17 protein-coding genes and 1 tRNA gene are annotated in these 18,203 nt (G+C 68.9%); 8 read left to right on the forward strand and 10 right to left on the reverse strand.

All coding sequences use genetic code 11. The features are described from left to right. Positions 1–14 precede the first annotated feature (14 nt). The 3 genes from EGT67_RS06370 (at position 15) to EGT67_RS06380 (ending at position 2,223) form a co-directional block, all read left to right on the forward strand. Entirely contained in the window at positions 15–1,037 is a 1,023-nt protein-coding gene (locus tag EGT67_RS06370) for a Dyp-type peroxidase (RefSeq protein WP_127915206.1), read from the forward strand. Further along, positions 1,034–1,834, forward strand: a complete 801-nt coding sequence (locus EGT67_RS06375) for a family 1 encapsulin nanocompartment shell protein (protein WP_127915207.1) — start codon at positions 1,034–1,036, stop codon at positions 1,832–1,834. Before EGT67_RS06370 ends, EGT67_RS06375 begins: the two co-directional genes overlap by 4 nt. A 140-nt stretch (positions 1,835–1,974) precedes the next feature. After that, complete coding sequence (locus EGT67_RS06380) at positions 1,975–2,223, forward strand: hypothetical protein (protein WP_127915208.1); 249 nt, start codon at positions 1,975–1,977, stop codon at positions 2,221–2,223. A gap of 75 nt (positions 2,224–2,298) precedes the next feature. Here the strand turns inward: EGT67_RS06380 and EGT67_RS06385 are convergent, their stop codons facing one another. After that, positions 2,299–3,138 (reverse strand): M23 family metallopeptidase, encoded by an 840-nt coding sequence (locus tag EGT67_RS06385; RefSeq protein ID WP_127915209.1) that lies wholly within the window; start codon positions 3,136–3,138, stop codon positions 2,299–2,301. A gap of 199 nt (positions 3,139–3,337) precedes the next feature. Here EGT67_RS06385 and EGT67_RS06390 point away from each other — a divergent pair, with 199 nt between their 5' ends. Together EGT67_RS06390 and EGT67_RS06395 are read left to right on the forward strand one after the other, a co-directional pair. After that, positions 3,338–4,360, forward strand: a complete 1,023-nt coding sequence (locus EGT67_RS06390; protein ID WP_241565912.1) for an esterase/lipase family protein — start codon at positions 3,338–3,340, stop codon at positions 4,358–4,360. A 90-nt stretch (positions 4,361–4,450) separates the two neighbouring features. Then, positions 4,451–4,523: transfer RNA gene (locus tag EGT67_RS06395), tRNA-Arg, on the forward strand. Between the two features lie 140 nt (positions 4,524–4,663). Here EGT67_RS06395 and EGT67_RS06400 read toward each other — a convergent pair. Together EGT67_RS06400 and EGT67_RS06405 are read right to left on the reverse strand one after the other, a co-directional pair. Beyond that, positions 4,664–5,140, reverse strand: a complete 477-nt coding sequence (locus EGT67_RS06400; protein WP_127915210.1) for a GyrI-like domain-containing protein — start codon at positions 5,138–5,140, stop codon at positions 4,664–4,666. A 70-nt stretch (positions 5,141–5,210) separates the two neighbouring features. Beyond that, complete coding sequence (locus EGT67_RS06405) at positions 5,211–5,573, reverse strand: hypothetical protein (RefSeq protein ID WP_127915211.1); 363 nt, start codon at positions 5,571–5,573, stop codon at positions 5,211–5,213. A 251-nt stretch (positions 5,574–5,824) separates the two neighbouring features. Between EGT67_RS06405 and EGT67_RS06410 the strand changes: the two genes are divergently transcribed. Further along, complete coding sequence (locus EGT67_RS06410; RefSeq protein WP_127915212.1) at positions 5,825–6,202, forward strand: hypothetical protein; 378 nt, start codon at positions 5,825–5,827, stop codon at positions 6,200–6,202. Here the strand turns inward: EGT67_RS06410 and EGT67_RS06415 are convergent. The 6 genes from EGT67_RS06415 to EGT67_RS06440 all read right to left on the reverse strand — a co-directional run bounded on the left by EGT67_RS06415 (position 6,199) and on the right by EGT67_RS06440 (position 12,936). Next, on the reverse strand, positions 6,199–8,436 hold the full coding sequence (locus tag EGT67_RS06415; RefSeq protein WP_127915213.1) for an ATP-dependent DNA ligase: 2,238 nt from the start codon (positions 8,434–8,436) through the stop codon (positions 6,199–6,201). The two genes, EGT67_RS06410 and EGT67_RS06415, sit on opposite strands and share 4 nt — an antisense overlap. Positions 8,437–8,554: 118 nt before the next feature. Beyond that, positions 8,555–9,010, reverse strand: coding sequence for a MaoC family dehydratase (locus EGT67_RS06420; protein ID WP_127915214.1), 456 nt, complete (start codon positions 9,008–9,010; stop codon positions 8,555–8,557). Next, positions 9,010–9,762 (reverse strand): SDR family oxidoreductase, encoded by a 753-nt coding sequence (locus EGT67_RS06425; RefSeq protein ID WP_127915215.1) that lies wholly within the window; start codon positions 9,760–9,762, stop codon positions 9,010–9,012. The genes EGT67_RS06420 and EGT67_RS06425 overlap by 1 nt, the downstream gene beginning before the upstream one ends. Next, entirely contained in the window at positions 9,759–10,529 is a 771-nt protein-coding gene (locus EGT67_RS06430) for an SDR family NAD(P)-dependent oxidoreductase (RefSeq protein ID WP_127915216.1), read from the reverse strand. The genes EGT67_RS06425 and EGT67_RS06430 overlap by 4 nt, the downstream gene beginning before the upstream one ends. After that, positions 10,529–11,752 (reverse strand): acetyl-CoA C-acetyltransferase, encoded by a 1,224-nt coding sequence (locus EGT67_RS06435; RefSeq protein WP_127915217.1) that lies wholly within the window; start codon positions 11,750–11,752, stop codon positions 10,529–10,531. The genes EGT67_RS06430 and EGT67_RS06435 overlap by 1 nt, the downstream gene beginning before the upstream one ends. A gap of 38 nt (positions 11,753–11,790) precedes the next feature. Further along, on the reverse strand, positions 11,791–12,936 hold the full coding sequence (locus EGT67_RS06440) for an acyl-CoA dehydrogenase family protein (RefSeq protein WP_127915218.1): 1,146 nt from the start codon (positions 12,934–12,936) through the stop codon (positions 11,791–11,793). A 125-nt stretch (positions 12,937–13,061) separates the two neighbouring features. Here EGT67_RS06440 and EGT67_RS06445 point away from each other — a divergent pair, with 125 nt between their 5' ends. After that, on the forward strand, positions 13,062–13,685 hold the full coding sequence (locus EGT67_RS06445) for a TetR/AcrR family transcriptional regulator (protein WP_127915219.1): 624 nt from the start codon (positions 13,062–13,064) through the stop codon (positions 13,683–13,685). A 52-nt stretch (positions 13,686–13,737) separates the two neighbouring features. On the opposite strand, the gene EGT67_RS06450 is transcribed toward EGT67_RS06445, so the two are convergent. Then, a complete protein-coding gene (locus tag EGT67_RS06450; protein WP_127915220.1) occupies positions 13,738–15,198 on the reverse strand; it encodes a glycoside hydrolase family 5 protein in 1,461 nt (486 codons plus the stop codon). A 258-nt stretch (positions 15,199–15,456) separates the two neighbouring features. Between EGT67_RS06450 and EGT67_RS06455 the strand changes: the two genes are divergently transcribed. Next, positions 15,457–18,198 (forward strand): cation-translocating P-type ATPase, encoded by a 2,742-nt coding sequence (locus EGT67_RS06455; RefSeq protein WP_127915221.1) that lies wholly within the window; start codon positions 15,457–15,459, stop codon positions 18,196–18,198. The last annotated feature ends 5 nt before the right edge of the window (positions 18,199–18,203 follow it).

The raw sequence follows: 18,203 nt of genomic DNA on the forward strand, positions 1-18,203 counted from the left end.
TTCTACGGTGAGGTGTGGCCCGACCTCAGTTGATCTTGACGCCGCTGACACCTGCGGCGATCTTCCTCGTGTTCACCATGGACGAGGGAGGCGAGAACGCCGTCCGTGACGTGCTCGCGGACGTCGACGGCCTGCGCAAGGCCGTCGGATTCCGTGTGCCCGATTCGGGATTGGTGTGTGTCGCCTCGATCGGTTCGTCCGCGTGGGACCGGCTGTTCGACGGTCCCCGCCCCGCCGAACTGCACGAGTTCGTCGAACTCGACGGCGCCCGGCACCGCGCCCCCGCGACGCCCGGTGACCTGCTGTTCCACATCCGCGCGGTGTCGATGGACCTGTGCTTCGAACTCGCGTCGAAGATCGTCGGACGCCTGCGCGGCGCGGCCACCGTCGTCGACGAGACCCACGGCTTCCGGTACTTCGAGCAGCGCGACCTGCTCGGCTTCGTGGACGGCACCGAGAATCCGGAGGACGTCGAGGCGGCCGAGGCGGCGCTCGTGGGCGACGAGGACCCGGAGTTCAGCGGCGGCAGCTACGTGATCGTCCAGAAGTACCTGCACGACATGGAGTCGTGGAACGCGATCTCCACCGAGGAGCAGGAGCGCGTCATCGGGCGCACCAAGCTCGACGACATCGAACTGGACGACGACGTCAAACCGTCCAATTCCCATGTCGCCCTGAACACCATCACCGACGAGAACGGCGACGAACGCCAGATCCTGCGGGTCAACATGCCGTTCGGCAGCCTCGGTGACGACGAGTTCGGCACCTACTTCATCGGGTACGCGGCCACGCCGTCGGTCACCGAGGAGATGCTCCGCAACATGTTCGTCGGCAAGCCCGAGGGCAACACCGACCGCATCCTCGACTTCTCGACGGCCGTCACCGGCGGCCTGTTCTTCTCCCCCACCGTCGAGTTCCTCGACGACCTCCCGCCGGCGCCGGGGATCCGGCAGGCCGACACCGAAGACACGAGCCCGTCTCCCGCCGCTGACGGATCACTCGGAATTGGCAGTCTGAGAAGGAGTTCCACACGATGAACAACCTCTATCGCGGTCTCGCCCCCATCACCGACGCCGCCTGGGCGTCGATCGAGGAGGAGGCGACGCGAACCTTCAAGCGGCACATCGCGGGACGCACCGTCGTCGACGTCTCGGGCCCGCACGGCACCGACTTCTCCGCGGTCGGACTCGGCCGCACCACGGCGATCGACGCCCCGGCCACCGGCGTGCTGGCCCGCCAGCGCCGCGTCGCCCCGCTGGTCGAGCTGCGAGTGCCGTTCACGCTGTCCCGCGAGGAGATCGACAACGTCGAGCGCGGCGCACAGGACGCCGACTGGGACGCCGTCAAGGAGGCCGCGAAGAAGATCGCGTTCGCCGAGGATCGCGCGATCTTCGAGGGCTACGCTGCGGCCGGCATCGACGGCATCCGCGCGAGTTCGTCGAACCCGCCGCTGCGCCTGCCCGAGGACGTCCGCGACGTTCCGGAGGTGATCAGCCAGGCGCTGTCGGAGCTGCGCCTGGCCGGCGTCGACGGCCCGTACTCGGTGCTGCTGAGCGCCGAGGCCTACACCCAGGTGAGCGAGACCTCCGATCACGGGTACCCGATCCGCGAGCACATCCGGCGGCTGATCGACGGCGACATCATCTGGGCGCCGGCGATCGACGGGGCGTTCGTGCTGACCACCCGCGGCGGCGACTTCGACCTGCAGATCGGACAGGACCTGTCGATCGGCTACCTGTCGCACGACTCCGAGACGGTCGAGCTGTACTTCCAGGAGTCGCTGACGTTCCTCACCTACACCGGCGAGGCCTCAGTCGCACTGTCGGCGCGATAGGACCGGCGCGACACCCGCGTCGTTGCTCACACGAATGGAACGAGGGGTTGACAGCCCCCACCGGGCGAAGGTTAGCCTAATCTGCGTTACCGAACGGTGATGTAGGACCCCGTCGCACCGGGGTGTGAGGAGCAGCTTTCGTGATCGACGACCTGATCGAACTCGCGTACACCCAGAACATCGTGCGTGGGACGCTGCCCTGCCCCGACGGCTGCGACGAGTACGTCCTCGCCCGCGCCGACGGCCCGGCGGCGATCCGGCTGTGGGTGCGTCCCGACGGGCGCTTCTCACGGGCGCTCGGCGACGAGGGCGCGCTCAGCCTCGGCCAGGTCATGACCGTGTGCGGACTGTCCTACTCCGCCCGGCGGGCGGCCACCCCAGCGGCCTGAGACTTCTCGACCCGAACGCGAAAGTCCCCGCCCGGTTCACCACCGGGCGGGGACTTTTCTCGTATCGGGGTCAGCTCACATGGTGGCCGAGGCACCGCGCCACGTGACCTCGACGCCGCGCTCCTCGAGCCACGACGACGGGTCGACCTTGACGCCGTTCGCGTTCCAGACCTCGAAGTGCAGGTGCGGTCCGGTCGACTGGCCGCGATTGCCGACGGTGGCGATCTGCTGGCCCGCGACCACCTGCTGGCCGACGGCGACCTGGTAGTCGTTGATGTGTCCGTAGATGGTGGTGGAACCGTCGTCGTGCTTGACGCGCACCCACAGGCCGTAACCGGACGCCGGACCGGCGTCGACCACGACACCGTCGGCGGCGGCGTAGATGGGGGTGCCGATCGGGGCCGCGATGTCGAGGCCGCCGTGATGGCTGCCCCAACGCGGTCCGAAGTCGGAGGTGAGCGTGCCGGACACCGGCTTGACCGCGCGCGGTGCGCTCAGCGAGCCGCTCATCGAGCCGCTCGAGCCGAAGCTGGCCTCGGCCGCGGCGGTGAAGTCGTCGACGACCTGCTCGACCTGCGGCATCCCGGCCGGGATCTCGAAGGACTTGACGGACTCGATGATCTGCTGCGCGGTGGGCGCCGGCGGCAGCACGGGCAGGGCGGGAAGCTCGACACCGGCCGGGAGCAGGCCCTCGGGAATCTGGAACTGCTGGGTCGACGGAGCGGTGTCGGCGGCCGCAGATCCTGCGCCCAGCTGCGCACCCGCGGTGAGGATTGCGCCGGTCGCGGCGGCGACGGTGGCGGCCTTCAGGCCGGCGCCAGGTCCGGAGGTGACGTCGCGGTGACGACCCCGCGGGGCGGTCGGGTCGATCTCGATGAGAACAGCGTCGGAATCCGTCCGGCGGTGGTGTCCCACAGTCAGCTACCTCGTCAATCATTGGTCGGCCACAGCCCGACAGTGCATTCGATCTTGCTGGCCGAGCCAAGGTAACAAATCCATATACGCAATGGCTAGCGTTACCTGATCTTTATTTTTGTGACCTGGGCGGATCGGAGTGGGAGCAGGTCGATCACGTCCGGGGCCGGCGCGCGTGTCGGCTTCTAAGGTCACGGACGTGAGCAGAGTGTCGATGTGGGCACGGGTCGTGTCCGCTCTCGGTGCGGCGTTCGTGTTGTTCGCCGCCGGGCCGGCGCACAGCCCGGCAGCGGCGGCCCCGGGTTCGCCGCCGCAGGAGAACACGGTCGGGGTGGGGTCACCGCAGTCCGGGTTCCCGCCGGCCTTCGCACAGTCGCTCGCAGCACCCGACCTCGCACCGCCGGGCAGCAACGACTGGTCGTGCCGGCCGACGGCCACGCACCCGCGCCCGATCGTGCTGGTGCACGGGACGTGGGAGAACGCGTACGACAACTGGGCCGAGATGTCGCCCGCGCTGCGGCAGGCCGGGTACTGCGTGTTCGCCCTGAACTACGGTGCGGAACCGTCCGGGTGGGGACAGTACGTTCCCGGCGCGTACGCGTCCGGCGACATCGCCGCGTCCGCGCGTGAACTGGCGGTGTACGTCGACGCGGTCCGCGCGACGACCGGTGCGCAGCAGGTCGACCTGGTGGGCCACTCCCAGGGCGGGCTGATGGCCCGCCAGTACCTCCGCTTCGCCGGTGGCGCCGATCCGGCCGATCCGGCGCGCAACAGGGTGCACACGCTCGTCACGCTCGGCGCCACCAACCACGGCACCACCCTCGACGGCATCGCGCTGCTCGGCCGGCAGATCCAGAACCTCGGTGTGGACATCCTCGGGGTGGCCCAACTCCCGGTCGGCGTCGCCGGCATCCAACAGGCCGTCGACTCGCCGTTCGTGCTGGCCCTGAATGCGGGCGGCGACACCGAACCGGGCGTCTCGTACACCGTGATCGCCACCCGGTACGACGAGGTCACCACGCCGTACCCGTCGACGTTCCTCGCGGCCGGTCCCGGCGCGACGGTCCACAACGTCACGCTGCAGGACGGCTGCGAGGCCGACCTCTCCGACCACGCCTCGATGCCGTACTCGCCGCGCGCCGCCTTCTACGTCCGCCAGGCCCTCGACCCCGCGCTCGCCGGGCAGGCGGCACCGTGCGCGTTCAACCCACCCCTCGCGTAACCACGACTCTGCGACCGATTCATCGCAGCGGTCCTTCGGCGGCTACACTCCCAACTGCGGAACAGTGCGAACCGAGTTCGCCCCGCCCCCGCCCTCGTAGCTCAGGGGATAGAGCACGGCTCTCCTAAAGCCGGTGTCGCAGGTTCGAATCCTGCCGAGGGCACTCCATCGGCCGGCAGACCGGGCATCCCATACTGATGCATAGTCTGCAACGCCAGTTCGACTACGGTGCAACCCCTCTCACCTCCGGGCACGACACACCCCGACCGGCCGTAGGCCCACTGAACGGAATCCGGGCGTATCTCAGGACGCCGTGACCGGAACCTGCAACTCGGTCACCCAGTCGTCGGGGTTCTCCGTGTAGACGAGATACCGCTCGCGGGCGGGGCCGTCGGCGCGGTAGCCGTTCTCGTCGATCCACTGCTCGAGGGAACGCCACGCCGGGAGCACGTGCTCCATCGCGCCGCGGTACACGAGCGTTGCGGCCCGGGGGATCTCGGGCAGGTCGAGGACCGCGAAGCCGCGGCCGGAGCGCACCTCCGGGCTGACCGGGATCCCGGCGTGCACGACGACGTCCTCACCGACCGGGGTCCGCTCGTAGTAGGCGACCGCGGGCCCGACGCCCTCGATACCGGCGTCGGCCAATCCGTCCATCAGGGCGCCGAACAGCGGCTTCACGACCGGGCCTATGCGTTCCGGATCGAAACCTCCTGCGGTTCCGGTCAATTCGGCCACCCTGACCCCCGGCACCGATTTGATGACGATCTCGTCGTGGGACATCGCGCGTCCTCTCCCTCGGCCCTCCGATCACGGGCGCGCCTCCAGTCTGCTCGGACCGGCACCGTGGATGTCAAGCAGATCCCACGGACTCCAGGACCACCGGGTCGACCGCCTCGGCCCGTGCCGCCGCCACGAAGGCATCATGCTCGGCGGCGGCCTCGGCCTCGGTGGCGTATGCCCGGACCGCCAACGGCGTGTGGTCCCGGTCGAACACGACGGTCTCGAAGATCATCGGCACATCGGCCACGGGGGTCAGATCCACCCCGATCCACACCGTGGACACGTCACGGATCCAATCGAGATCCGCCATGTCCAGCACCGTGGTGCACCGAACCTTGTCGTAGCCGGGTGTCGCCAGGAGTCGCTCCCCCTCCTCCGGGCGGATCGGGCGACCGCCCCGGTCGTACCACTGCGGGCCGCCCACCGGATCCATCGCCCCACCTCCTTCGCCGCCGATACAGGAGCAATGTCCGCCAATCCTATTCGCGACGCCCGGTGACACCACGCCCCGGACGCGCACCACTACCGAAACCGGCACATCTATGCCGAGTGATATAGATTTATTGGCACGAACCGATGAGACAAGATGCATTAGGAGCGAAAGGAAACCGACGACATCGCCACCGAGGCGAGGTGCACGAAACGAAGCCACGCTCCGGCGAGGCCAGACGAGAGTTGAGAACCATGTCGCGCAATCACGAGTACTTCACCGACCTCTACACCGACACCCTGGGCGCCTTCGTCGCATCGACGCACCTGCCGGCGTACGTGGTTCGCACCGGTGACGGATACGTGATTCGCACCGACTTCGAGCTCGGACGATTCCTCGTCGCGGCGAACACCGGCAGCGGCTTGTCCCCGGTCCGCAGCGAGCTCGAGCGATGGAGCATCGGCGTCTACCAGCGCTCGGCGACCGCTCCCGAGCTGCTCGCCACCGCCACGGGCCGCGATCTCGTGTCCGCCTACACCCGAGCCGTGGAGCAACTCGAACTTGCAGGCGCCTGGTCCCCGGTCGAGGTCGCCCTGGACCGGCCGATTGCGCCCGTGGAGGGCGCCGCTTAGTGCGTCGACTCGTCGCGCACATCCTCGGGCGTCTTGTCGTCGCGCACGCCGCGCCAACTCGGGTGGCGCAGCCGTCCGGCTCCGGTACGGTCCCGGAACCGCACCTCCCCCACGATCTTCGGAGTCACCCACACGGTGTCGCGGTCGACGTCGGGAACCGCGTCGGCAAAGGGACTGGTCTTGCGTTCGAGCGGAGCCAGTGTCGCGGTGAGACGTTCGAGTTCCGACTCGCTGAACCCGGTGCCGACGCGTCCGATGTAGCGCAGTCCGCCGTCACCGGGAATCCCCAGCAGCAGCGAGCCGAGGCGCCCACCGCGTCCTCCGCGCCCGCGACGCCATCCACCGATCACCGCCTCCTGCGTGAGCCAGTTCTTGATCTTGATCCACGCCGATCCGCGCTTGCCCGCCAGATAGATCGAATCGCGGCGCTTCGCCACGACGCCCTCGAGTTCACGGCTCTGCTCGACGACCTCCGGCACCGAGCCGGTCAGCTGCGGTGGGACGACGAGTCCGTCCACCGCGGCGGCGAGCGCCTCGAGGACCCGCCGGCGGTCGTCGTACCGCTTCCGCTGCAGTGAGACCCCGTCGAGATACAGGATGTCGAACGCCCAGAATCTGGGTTCTGCGCCGGCCTGCAGCGCGGTGAAACTCGTCCGCCCGGCGCTGTCGAGGCTGACCACTTCCCCGTCCAACACCACCCGGTGCCCGTCGAGGGCGCGGGCCAGCGACTGCAGAGCCGGATACCTGTCGGTCACGTCGTTGCCGGCGCGACCGCGCAAGGTGACGGCCTCACCGTCGAACTCGACGATCAGACGAATTCCGTCCCACTTCCCCTCGAACGCCCACTCGTCGGGGTCGAGACCGTCGAGGCTGCCCGCGGACGCGAGCATCGGACGCAGCCCCCGCGGGAAGTCGCGGCCGTTGCCGTCCTCCCGCATCAGGTGCATCAGCCACTGGTCGCCCTCGGTGCGAATGAGCGCGAACCGGCCCTGCACCCGCTCCCCGAACAACCGGACGATCACCTCGTCGTCGAGCCACTTGACCGGCTCGTACGTACCGGCGTCCCAGATGCTGACGGTGCCGCCGCCGTACTCCCCCGCGGGGATGGATCCCGAGAAGCCGGCGTACTCGAGGGGATGATCCTCGGTGTGCACGGCCAGGCGGTTCTCCTTCGGTGACGTCGGGAGGCCGCGCGGCACCGCCCACGAAACCATGACGCCGTCGCGTTCGAGCCGGAAGTCGTAGTGCAGGCGCCGGGCGTGATGCTCCTGGATGACGAACGAATTACCCTCACCGCCTTCGGCTTCCGTCTGCGGAATCGGCTCGGGGGTGCGTTCGGGATCCCGCTTGCGGCGGTACGCCGACAGGGCGTCCCACGGCTCGTCGAGGTCGGCCAGCAGGTCGCCGTCCCGCCGGTAGCGTTCGAGGACCTCGTCGAAGCGCAGGTGCCGCAGGTCCGGATCCTCGAGTTCGTCCCAGCGCCGCGGCGCCGCGACGGTGGGATGGGCGCGCCCGCGCATGGAGTACGGCGCGATCGTGGTCTTGGCGGCGTTGTTCTGACTCCAGTCGAGGAAGACCCGGCCGCCGCGCACCGACTTCGACATCGCGGCGGTCACCAGGTCGGGATGCAACTGCTCGAGGCTCGTTGCAACCTTCTTGGCAACGGTCGACGCCCCACCCGGAGCCAGGGTCCGGTCCAGGGGCACGTAGACGTGGATACCCTTGCTGCCGCTCGTGACCGGGTATGCCGTCCATCCCAGCGTCGCGACGAGATCCCGCACCGCGAACGCCACGCGCGCACACTCAGGCAGCCCGGCCCCCTCGCCCGGATCGAGATCGAACACCAGGCGGGTCGCGGGTCCCGGCTCACCGTCGACGAATCGCCATTGCGGGACATGCACTTCCAGCGCCGCCTGCTGACCGATCCACACGAGCGCCGCCGTGGAGTCGACGATCGGGTAACTCACGGTGCGGTCCTTGTGGTGGACGGCGTGCCGGGTGAGCCACTGCGGCGCCGACGCGGCGAGGTTCTTCTCGAAGAACGACGGCTCGTCCACGCCGTTGGGCCAGCGTTTGCGGGTGACCGGGCGGTCGACGACGTGCGGGAGCATCGCGGGCGCGATCGCGGTGTAGTAGTCGATCACCTCGCCCTTGGTGGTCCCGGTGGCCGGATAGAGCACCTTGTCGAGTCTGCTCACGGCCACACGACGGCCGTCGACGGTGCGTGTCGGCACGCGGGCACCTCCCTCGAGTTCCGCTGCTGTACGCACATTGTGCTCCGCAGGAAGAGCGGCGAGGCGGTTTCACGCGCCGGTGGACACCCGAACGTGAAGCCGCCTCGCCGCCGCGCCCCTACTCCGCCAGGAAACGAGCGAGGCTCACCGCCACACAGACGGGCTTGCCCACGCCCTCGCATTCGACCGAGATCTCGAACGCGGCCTGCACGCCGGCGGGAATCTCGTCGACGGACACGACCCGACCGTGTCCGCGCACCCGCCCGCCGGCCGCCACCGGGGCCGGGAACCGCACCCGGTCGAGCCCGTAGTTCACGGCCGCGGACACCTTCTCGACCTGGACGAGGTCCTCGAGGAACCGGGACAACAACGACAGCGTGAGGTACCCGTGGGCGATCGGCCCGCCGAACGGGCCGTCGGCCGCGCGCACCGGATCGACGTGGATCCACTGCCGGTCCTCGGTGCACTCGGCGAACGTGTCGATCCGATCCTGGGTGACGGTGATCCAGTCACTGGTCCCCAGGTCGGTTCCGACCGCGGACCGCAACTCGTCGACCGACGCGAAGACAGTCATCACACGCCTCCCGCCAGGGTGAGGCCGCCGTCGACCACGAGCGTCTGCCCGGTGATCCATGCAGCATCGTCCGACGCGAGGAAGGCCACCGCCGCGGCGACGTCCTCGGGCTCCCCGAGACGCCCGAGCGGGTAGTCGGCGGTCACCCGCTCCTCCCGGCCCTCGAACAGCGGTCCGGCGAACCGCGTCCGCACCACGGCGGGCGCGACCGCGTTGATCCGGAGGGCGGGGCTGTTCTCCTTCGCCAACTGCGCGGTCAGCCCGATCACCGCGGACTTGCTCACCCCGTACACACCGATGTCCGCAGCCGGGCGCAGACCCGCCACCGACGCGATGTTGACCACCGCACCGGGTCCGCTGCCCGCCTGCTCCCGGAACTGGCGGGTCCAGCCGATCACCCCGAGGACGTTGACCCCCAAGGTCTTTCGGGCCGCGTCGAGATCGGCGTCGAGCACCGGGCCGACCACGGGGTTGATGCCGGTGTTGTTGACCAGCACATCCACGCGCCCGAACGCGGCGGCGGCTCGCTCGAAGGTCTCGAGCTGATGCGCCTCGTCGTCGGCGTGCCCGGCCACGGCGATCGCCTTCGACGGACCGCCGAGCCGAGCGACGGCCTGGTCCAGCGCATCCTGCTTGCGCGCAGTGATCACGACGCGGGCGCCCTCGTCGACCAGGCGCTGAGCGACGGCGAGGCCGATCCCCCGACTCGCCCCGGTGACGACCGCGACCCGGTCCGCGAAGCGGGCCGTCATATCGAGATGCCGCCGTCGACGGGCAGGACCGTGCCGGTGATGTATCCGGCGTTGGCGGACGCGAGGAACGCGACGGCCGCGGCCATCTCGCGCGGATCGGCGAACCGACCCATCGGCACCTGCGCGATCAGGTCGGCCTTCTTGTCCTCGGGGATCGACGCGATCATGCGGGTCTCGGCGTTGGGCGAGATCGCGTTGACCGTGACGCCGAAGCGCGCCAGTTCCTTCGCGGCGGTCTTGGTGAAACCGATGATGCCGGCCTTGGCCATCGAGTAGTTCGCCTGGCCGGGGTTGCCGCGCAGACCGGTGTAGGAGGTGACGTTCACGACGCGGCCGTACCCGCGCTCACGGAAGTGCGGCACGCACGCACGGGTGAAACGGAAGGTTCCACCGGCGTGGACGGCCATGACCTGCTCGTAGTCGTCGTCGGTGAGCTTCCACAGCACCCGGTCCCGGAGGATGCCGGCGTTGTTGACCAGGACGTCGATGCGGCCGGTCTCGGCGATCGCCTGATCGACGACGGCCTGCACAGAGGCGCTGTCACTCACATCGGCCACCGCGGAACGGCATCCGACGTCGGCGACCGCCTCCACCAAGGCGTCGGCGTCGAAGTCCACCAGGTACACCGTCGCGCCGGCCTCGTGGAAGAACCGACCCAACTCGAGGCCGATCCCCCGGCCGCCGCCGGTCACGATGACGGTCTGCCCGGCGAAGTCGAACGACACGTTCGACGCGTTCTGCGTCTGGGTAGCAGCGGTTTCGGTCATCAGCTGAGCCTTTCGAAGATGATTGCCATGCCCTGTCCACCACCGATGCACATGGTTTCCAGGCCGAACTGGAGATCACGCTCCTGGAGGGAGTGCAGCAGAGTGGTGGTGATGCGGGCGCCGGTCGCACCGAACGGATGCCCCAGGGCGATGCCGCCGCCGTTGACGTTGAGCTTGTCGATGTCGATACCGAGGTCGCGGTACGACGGGATCACCTGCGCCGCAAACGCTTCGTTGATCTCGGCCAGATCGATGTCGGAGATCGACAGGCCCGCCTTCGCGAGGGCTCGACGCGACGCCTCGACCGGACCGAGGCCCATGATCTCGGGCGACAGGCCACTCACGGCGGTGGACACCACCCGGGCGAGCGGGGTCAGCCCGAGTTCGGCGGCCTTGCGGTCGCTCATCACGACGAGCGCCGCGGCACCGTCGTTGAGCGGGCAGGCGTTGCCGGCGGTGACGGTGCCGTTGTCGCGGAACACCGTCCGGAGTCCGGACAGCTTCTCGACCGTCGTCCCGGCGCGCGGGCCGTCGTCGGTGCGCACGACCGTGCCGTCGGCGAGCGTGACCGGAGTGATCTCACGGTCGAAGAAGCCGTCGGCGATGGCCTTCTCCGCCAACTGCTGTGAGCGAGCGGCGAATTCGTCCTGCTCCTGGCGGCTGATGCCACGGAAGGTGGCGACGTTCTCGGCCGTCTGCCCCATCGTGATGTAGACGTCCGGCAAGGCGCCAGCGCCACGGGGATCGGTCCAGGTCTCGTTCGTCTGGGCCAGGCGCGCCGTCCGCTCCTGGGCCTGCGCGAAGATCGGGTTCTGGAGGTCCACGTCACCTGCGCCGACCCCGTTCTGCTGGGGGTACCGCGAAACGCACTCGACACCGGCCGAGACGAACACGTCGCCGTCGCCGGCCTTGATGGCGTTGAACGCCATGCGCGTGGTCTGCACGCTCGACGCGCAGGCCCGGTTCACCGTGACCGCCGGGACGGCGTCCATCCCCAACTGCACCGCGACCCGCCGCGCGATGTTCTCGCTCTGCTCGCCCGTGTGCTCCCACGCACCGAGGTAGAGGTCGTCGACCGTGTTCGGATCGAGCGCGGGAACCTTGTCCAGGGCGGCCCGAACCATCTGTGCGGCAAGATCGTCCGGACGAACGCCCGCCAACGATCCCTTTCCGGCCCGCCCGATGGGCGAGCGCGCGGTTGCAACGATGACCGCTTCGGTCATGATGTGCGTTCCTTTCCACCGGCTGACGCCGGGTCGGGTCACAGCGCGAGGTCGCGCCCGATGATTTCCTTCATGATTTCGTTGGAACCGGCCCAGATCTTCGTGACGCGGGCATCCATCCAGGCGCGGGCGACGCGGTATTCACGCATGTACCCGTACCCGCCGTGCAGCTGCACGCAGTGGTCGAGCACCTCGTTCTGCACCTGCGCCGACCACCACTTCGCCTTGGCCGCGTCCACCGCGCTCAGGCCGGAGTTCGAGTGCTCGGCGACGGCCGCGTCGATGTAGGCCTCCGCCACCTCGATCTTCGTGACCAGCTCGGCGAGCAGGAACTTGTTGTGCTGGAACGACCCGATCGAGCTGCCGAACGCCTTCCGCTCCTTGACGTACTCGATCGTCTCGAGCAGGATCTGCTTGGCGTGCGCGATGTTCGCGACCGCCGCGCCGATCCGCTCCTGCGGGAGACGCTCCATCATCGCCACGAATCCCATGCCGGGCTCGCCGAGCAGCGCGTCGGCGGGCAGTCGCACGTCGTCGAAGAACAGCTCGGCGGTGTCGGCCTCCGGCTGTCCGACCTTGTCGAGCTTGCGTCCACGCTCGAAGCCGGGGAGCGAGGCATCGACGAGGAAGAGGCTGATGCCCTTCGAGCGCTTCGTCGGGTCGGTGCGGGCGGCGACGACGACGACGTCGGCGGTGTACCCGTTCGTGATGAAGGTCTTGGCGCCGTTGAGGATCCAGTCGGAGCCGTCCCGCACGGCGGAGGACTTGAGGTTCGCCAGGTCCGAACCGCCGGACGGTTCGGTCATGCCGATGGCGGCGACAGCCTCGCCCGCGGCCATCCGGGGCAGCCACTGCTGCTTCTGGTTCTCGGAGGCGAGGTCGACGACGTACGGCGTCACGATGTCGAAGTGGATGCCGAACGCGGAGCCCAGTGCCGCGTTGACGGCGGACAGCTCCTCGGTGGCGACGGCGTTGAACCGGTAGTCCCCCGCCTCGCCGCCGCCGTACACCTCGGGGATCTCGAGTCCGAGAATCCCCTGCTTGCCGGCCTCGTGCCACACCTCTCGCGGGATCAACCGGTTCTCGGCGTAGGACTCGACGTTCGGAACCACGTCGCGGGCCAGGAAATCGCGGACGGACGCACGGAACTGCTCGTGATCCTCGGTGAAAATTGCTCTCTTCACTTCAACACCCTTTCCGACTCAACCTCGTTCGGCTAAGCGTTCGCTTAGTGTGCGGGTACGGTGTGAGAATGTCAACGCGAGCCCGTCGACAGCGGGTCGACGGATGCCGCGGAGGGTCGGAACACATGTCATCGCGAACAGGGGCCCGAGCAGGGGCGACGGAAACGGAACGCCCGACCGGCGAAGCCGAGCAGCGCCTGCTCGACGCGGCGCGCGACGCATTCGCCGCGAAGGGGTACCACGGCACGAGCACCCGCGAGATCGCCGCGGGGGCCGGCATGAGCCCGGCCGCGATGTACATCCACTTCCGGTCCAAGCAGGACGTGCTGGCGCGGCTGAGCCTCACCGGACACGTCGCGGCGCTCAGCGCGATCCGCTCCGGTGCCGAGGTCTCGGGATCACCCACGAAACGCCTGCGTGCGACCGTTTACGCCTTCGCGCACTGGCACGCCGAGAATCACACGGCGGGGCGGGTGGTGCAGTACGAACTGGCCGCACTGGACGAGGAGAACCACGCCCAGGTCGTGCAACTGCGCCGCGACATCGTCGCCACGATGCGCGACATCGTCTCCGAGGGCACGCGCGACGGCGAGTTCGCGGTCGCCGACATCGACGCCACGACGCTGGCCGTGCTGTCGCTGTGCATCGACACGGTGCGGTGGTATCCGTCCCGGGAACTGCACACCCCCGAGGCCGTCGGCACGGCCTTCGCCGCGCTGGCCGAGCGGATGGTCAAGGCGAACGATTGAACGAAGTGCGTGCCTTACGTCCTGAGCGATCGCTCAGGACGTAAGCGATCGCTCAGGCGAGCGTGACCGAGTACGCCCCGTCCGCGTGGGCCGTCAGACGCCAACCGCCGTCGATGCGGGTCCACTCCACGTCGGTGAGGTTCGTGGTCTCCGGGCGCGGCTGCTCGGCACCCGGGTACCACGCCTCCACCCGCCCGGTCCCGGTGCCAGCGAAGCCCTGCGCCGTCACCTCGGTGAGGCCCGGCACCGCCCGCGGGTAGGCGCGGGCGAGTTCCTCCGCGAATCCGGCGACGAGTCCCTGCTCTTCACCCGACGGACAGTCCATGCGATTGAGGTTGCCCTGCGGCTTGCCGGTGTTGCCGTCCTTCACCGCGTGCGGGTCACCGCACGCCTGGGTCCACGACCACCACGCGCCCCCGATCCGATGGGTGTTCATCGCATCGACGAACCGGCCGACGTCGCCGGCCTGGTCTTCCGGCTCACCGAACCAGCCCCACTCGCCGGTCCACAGCGGTGCGCCGTACCAGTCCGCCGCCTGCGAGGCGATCCGGAAGCCGTCTTCGATCGAGGGGAATTCGTTGCTGACGTTGATCGACTGGCTGTAGAGGTGCGGCGAGAACACGACGAGCGGATCGGCGAGATAGTGCCGCGGCGGCAACGCATCGAATCCGAAAGCCGACCAGAGCGCGCTGGGCTCGAAGATCACCAGGTGCTGGAAACCGCCCGTCTCGGCCTGCCGGATGGCCGCGATCGCACGCTGGTAAAAGCGCCCGATCTGGTCTGCCGCGGTGAACGGGTCGCGCAGACCGGGGTTCGGTTCGTTGAGCAGGTCGTAGCCCACCACCGCGGGCTCGTCCTTGAACTCTGCGGCCAGTCGCGCCCAGGTCTGCACCAGGTGGCCCTGCACGCCCTGTTCGTCGTCGTAGAACGCCTGGAACGCCCGGGCGACCGCCGGCGACGCCTCCCGCTGACCGCCGATGTTGCACGTCGTCCACCCGCCGGTGAGCGTCGCCCACTCGGGAGCCCCGTCCCACCCGATGCCGCGCTGCAGGAGCGGCGGGCAGTCCTGCCCCTCCGGCGTTCCCACGTACGGGCCCCACGCGTCCTGGTGCATGTCGAGGACGGTGTAGATGCCGTTGTCCTTCGCGTCCTGAACGGCCTGGCGGACCCGGCCGACGTACGCGGCGTCGAAGGCACCCGGGGTCGGCTCGAGCGCCGACCACGCGACGTTCAGCCGCACGACGTTGAAGCCGAGCGCCGCCATGCCTTCGAAGTCCGTCCGGTCCAGCGGCGCGACCGTCGGCAGCCCGGTCCCGTTGGACGCGTAGTCGTTGAGCCCGTTGGCGTTGGCGCCGCGCAGCAGCACCGTCCGCCCCTCGACGTCCTTGATCGTGCCGTCGACCACCGTCAGCTGCGGCAGCGTCCAACCTTCCTCGACCGGGGCCGCCTCCGCCGCAGGAACGGCGGTCTGCAAGGTCAGTACCGTCAGGGCAGTCAACAGCAGCGCGCGCAAGGGGGGCCTTCCTGTACAAGCGTCCAACTTTCGCGCGAGCCTAGCCTGAATCGGTCCACTTCGTGGGCGATTCGCGTCTTTCCATCGCAGCCGAACGGTCTCGGCGCGATGCCTCGTCGCGCCGCGTCCCCCGCACACGTCACCGCCACGGCGCCGGGGCTTGACCGGGACCACCCCCGCTTGGTGCGATTGATCAAAGGTGCGCACCGGCGCAGGAGGACCCATGGACGGAACTCGGCCCAGTTCGATCGGCACGCGATGACCGCCGCCGAGGCGTGGCACACCCGCGACATCGACGTCGTGGTGGCCGAATTCGGCACCGACACGCAGACCGGGCTGACAAGTGACGAGGCGGCGGTTCGGCAGGACCGCTACGGCCCCAACGTGATCGTCTCCGCGCCGAGCCCCTCCGTCTGGGCGGTCGCGCTGCGACAGTTGCGGGATCCGATGAACCTCATGCTCGTGGCCGTCGTCGTCGTCAGCCTCGTCATCTCCGAGGTGCCGACGGCGATCGTGGTCGCGGTTCTGGTCGTGCTGAACGTCGTGCTGGGCACACGACAGGAGGTGAAGGCCCGCGCCAGCGTCGACGCCCTCGCGAAGATGCAGACCCCACAGGCCCGGGTGGTGCGGGACGGCGCGGTCGTCGCACTCGACGCGACCGGCCTCGTCCCCGGAGACATCGTCGCGCTCGAGGCCGGCGACATCGTGCCGGCGGACGGCCGGCTGGTTGCGTCGACGACCCTGGAGACGCAGGAGGCCGCGCTGACCGGCGAGAGCACCCCGGTCGCGAAGGACACCCGGACGTTGGACGATGCCGATGCACCGCTCGGCGACCGCAGCAACATGGCCTTCCAGAACACCTCGGTCACGCGCGGCACCGCCACCATCGTGGTCACCGAGACCGGCATGCACACCGAGATGGGTCGCATCGCGTCGATGCTGTCGGCCGTCGCGCCGAGCAAGTCCCCCCTGCAGCGCGAATTGGACTCGCTCACCAAGGTGCTCGGCATCATCGCGTGGACAGCGGTGGCGATCATCGTCGCGATCGGCGTGGTTCGCGGACAGGACGTCACGACGGTCCTGCTGCTGGGCATCTCGATGGGCGTATCCGCGATCCCGACCGGTCTTCCGACGTTCGTGCAGGCGATGCTCGCCTACGGGGCGCGGCAGCTGGCCGATGCCAAGGCCGTCGTCAAGAACCTCACCGACGTCGAGACGCTCGGCGCGACCAGTGCGATCAACTCCGACAAGACCGGCACGCTGACGATGAACCAGATGACGGTGCGGTCGCTGTACTTCCGCGGCCGGTGGTTCACGGTCGACGGCGTCGGGTACGACAAGTCGGGGGCAATCACCCACGTTGCGGGCGAACCGGTCCCGGACTTCACCCTGCTCGCGTACGGGCTCTGCCTCGACAGCGACGCCGTCGTCTCCGACAGCGGGGAGGTCGTCGGCGATCCGACCGAGGCCGCGCTGGTGGTGCTGGCGGCGAAGATGGGCGCCGACGCACCGCTCACCAGGCGGACGTATCCCCGCGTGGCCGAGGTGCCGTTCGACTCCGCGTACAAGTTCATGGCGACGTTCCATCACCTCCCGGTCGACGGAACCACGTCTTTCCTGGAAGTCGTCAAGGGCGGACCCGACGTCGTCCTCGACCGGTGCACGAGGGCCTTCCGCCCGGACGGAAGTCGGATACCGATCGACGACGTACGAGAAGATCTGCTGGCCGCGAATCGCACCATGTCCGAAAAGGGGCTGCGCGTACTGGCCTTCGCCGCACGACAACTCGACGGCGAGGACGAGGACGCCGTGCGACACGACCCCATGTCGTTCGTCACCGACCTCACGTTCGTCGGGATGGTCGGCATCATCGACCCGCTCCGACCGGAGGCCGTGAAAGCGGTCCGCACCGCACACGGGGCCGGCATCGAGGTCCGCATGATCACCGGTGACCACGCCATCACGGCGGCCGCGATCGGGGCCGAACTCGGACTGGGGCCGGGCGCGATCGGCGGTGCCGAACTCCAGGCGATGACCGACGAGGAACTGACCGCCGCCCTTCCGCGCCTCCACGTGTTCGGCCGCGTCACGCCGCAGGACAAACTCCGCCTGGCCGACGTCATGCAACGCAGTGGCGCGATCGTGGCGATGACCGGGGACGCCGTGAACGACGCCGCCGCGCTGAAGAAGGCCGACATCGGTGTCGCGATGGGGTCCGGCAGCGAAGTCACCAAGCAGGCCGGCCGGATGATCCTCACCGACGACAACTTCGGAACCCTGATCACTGCAATCCGTCTGGGCCGCAGCATCTACGACAAGATCGTGTCGTACATCCGATACCAGATGGCCAAGCTGTTCTCACTGGTGCTGCTGTTCCTCGTCGCGAGCGTCTTCGACATCAACGACGGTGTGGCCCTCACACCACTGATGGTGCTGTTCCAGCACTTCTTCATCACGCTGTTTCCGGTGGCCGTGATCATGGCCGACCCGTCGCCACCGCATCTGATGGACAAGCCCCCGCGTGACCCTGCGGTGCCGATCACCAACCGCCGGTCCATCGGCCAGTGGTTCGCGTACGGGGTGCTCCAGTTCGCGGTCGCCCTGGCCGCGATGCTCACCGCGCCGGGCGAGATGAGCACCACCGAAGCGAACGTGCCGATGACGATGACGTTCGTGGTGCTGTCGTTCGGTTCGATCCTCGGCGGACTGGTGATGCGGCGCGATCCGGAATCCGGTCTCGCACCGCCGATTCTGGGTGCGGTCAGGATCCTGTCGATCGCCGCCGTCATCACGGTGTTCGCCGTCGAGATCGGGTTCCTCCAGGATCTGCTCCTGACGACGTCCCTGACCGGACGACAGTGGCTCGCGTGCATCGGATGGTCACTGATCGTTCCGGTCGTCATCGAGGCCGAGAAGGCACTTCGACGCCGGCGGTGGACGGGGACCCCGATACCCCGTCCCACCGCCGACGTCGTCGCACCCGAGCGCGCCCGGTTGTGATTGCG

Origin of the sequence: Prescottella agglutinans (assembly GCF_004011865.1) — a bacterium.
GTDB classification, from domain to species: Bacteria; Actinomycetota; Actinomycetes; order Mycobacteriales; family Mycobacteriaceae; genus Prescottella; species Prescottella agglutinans.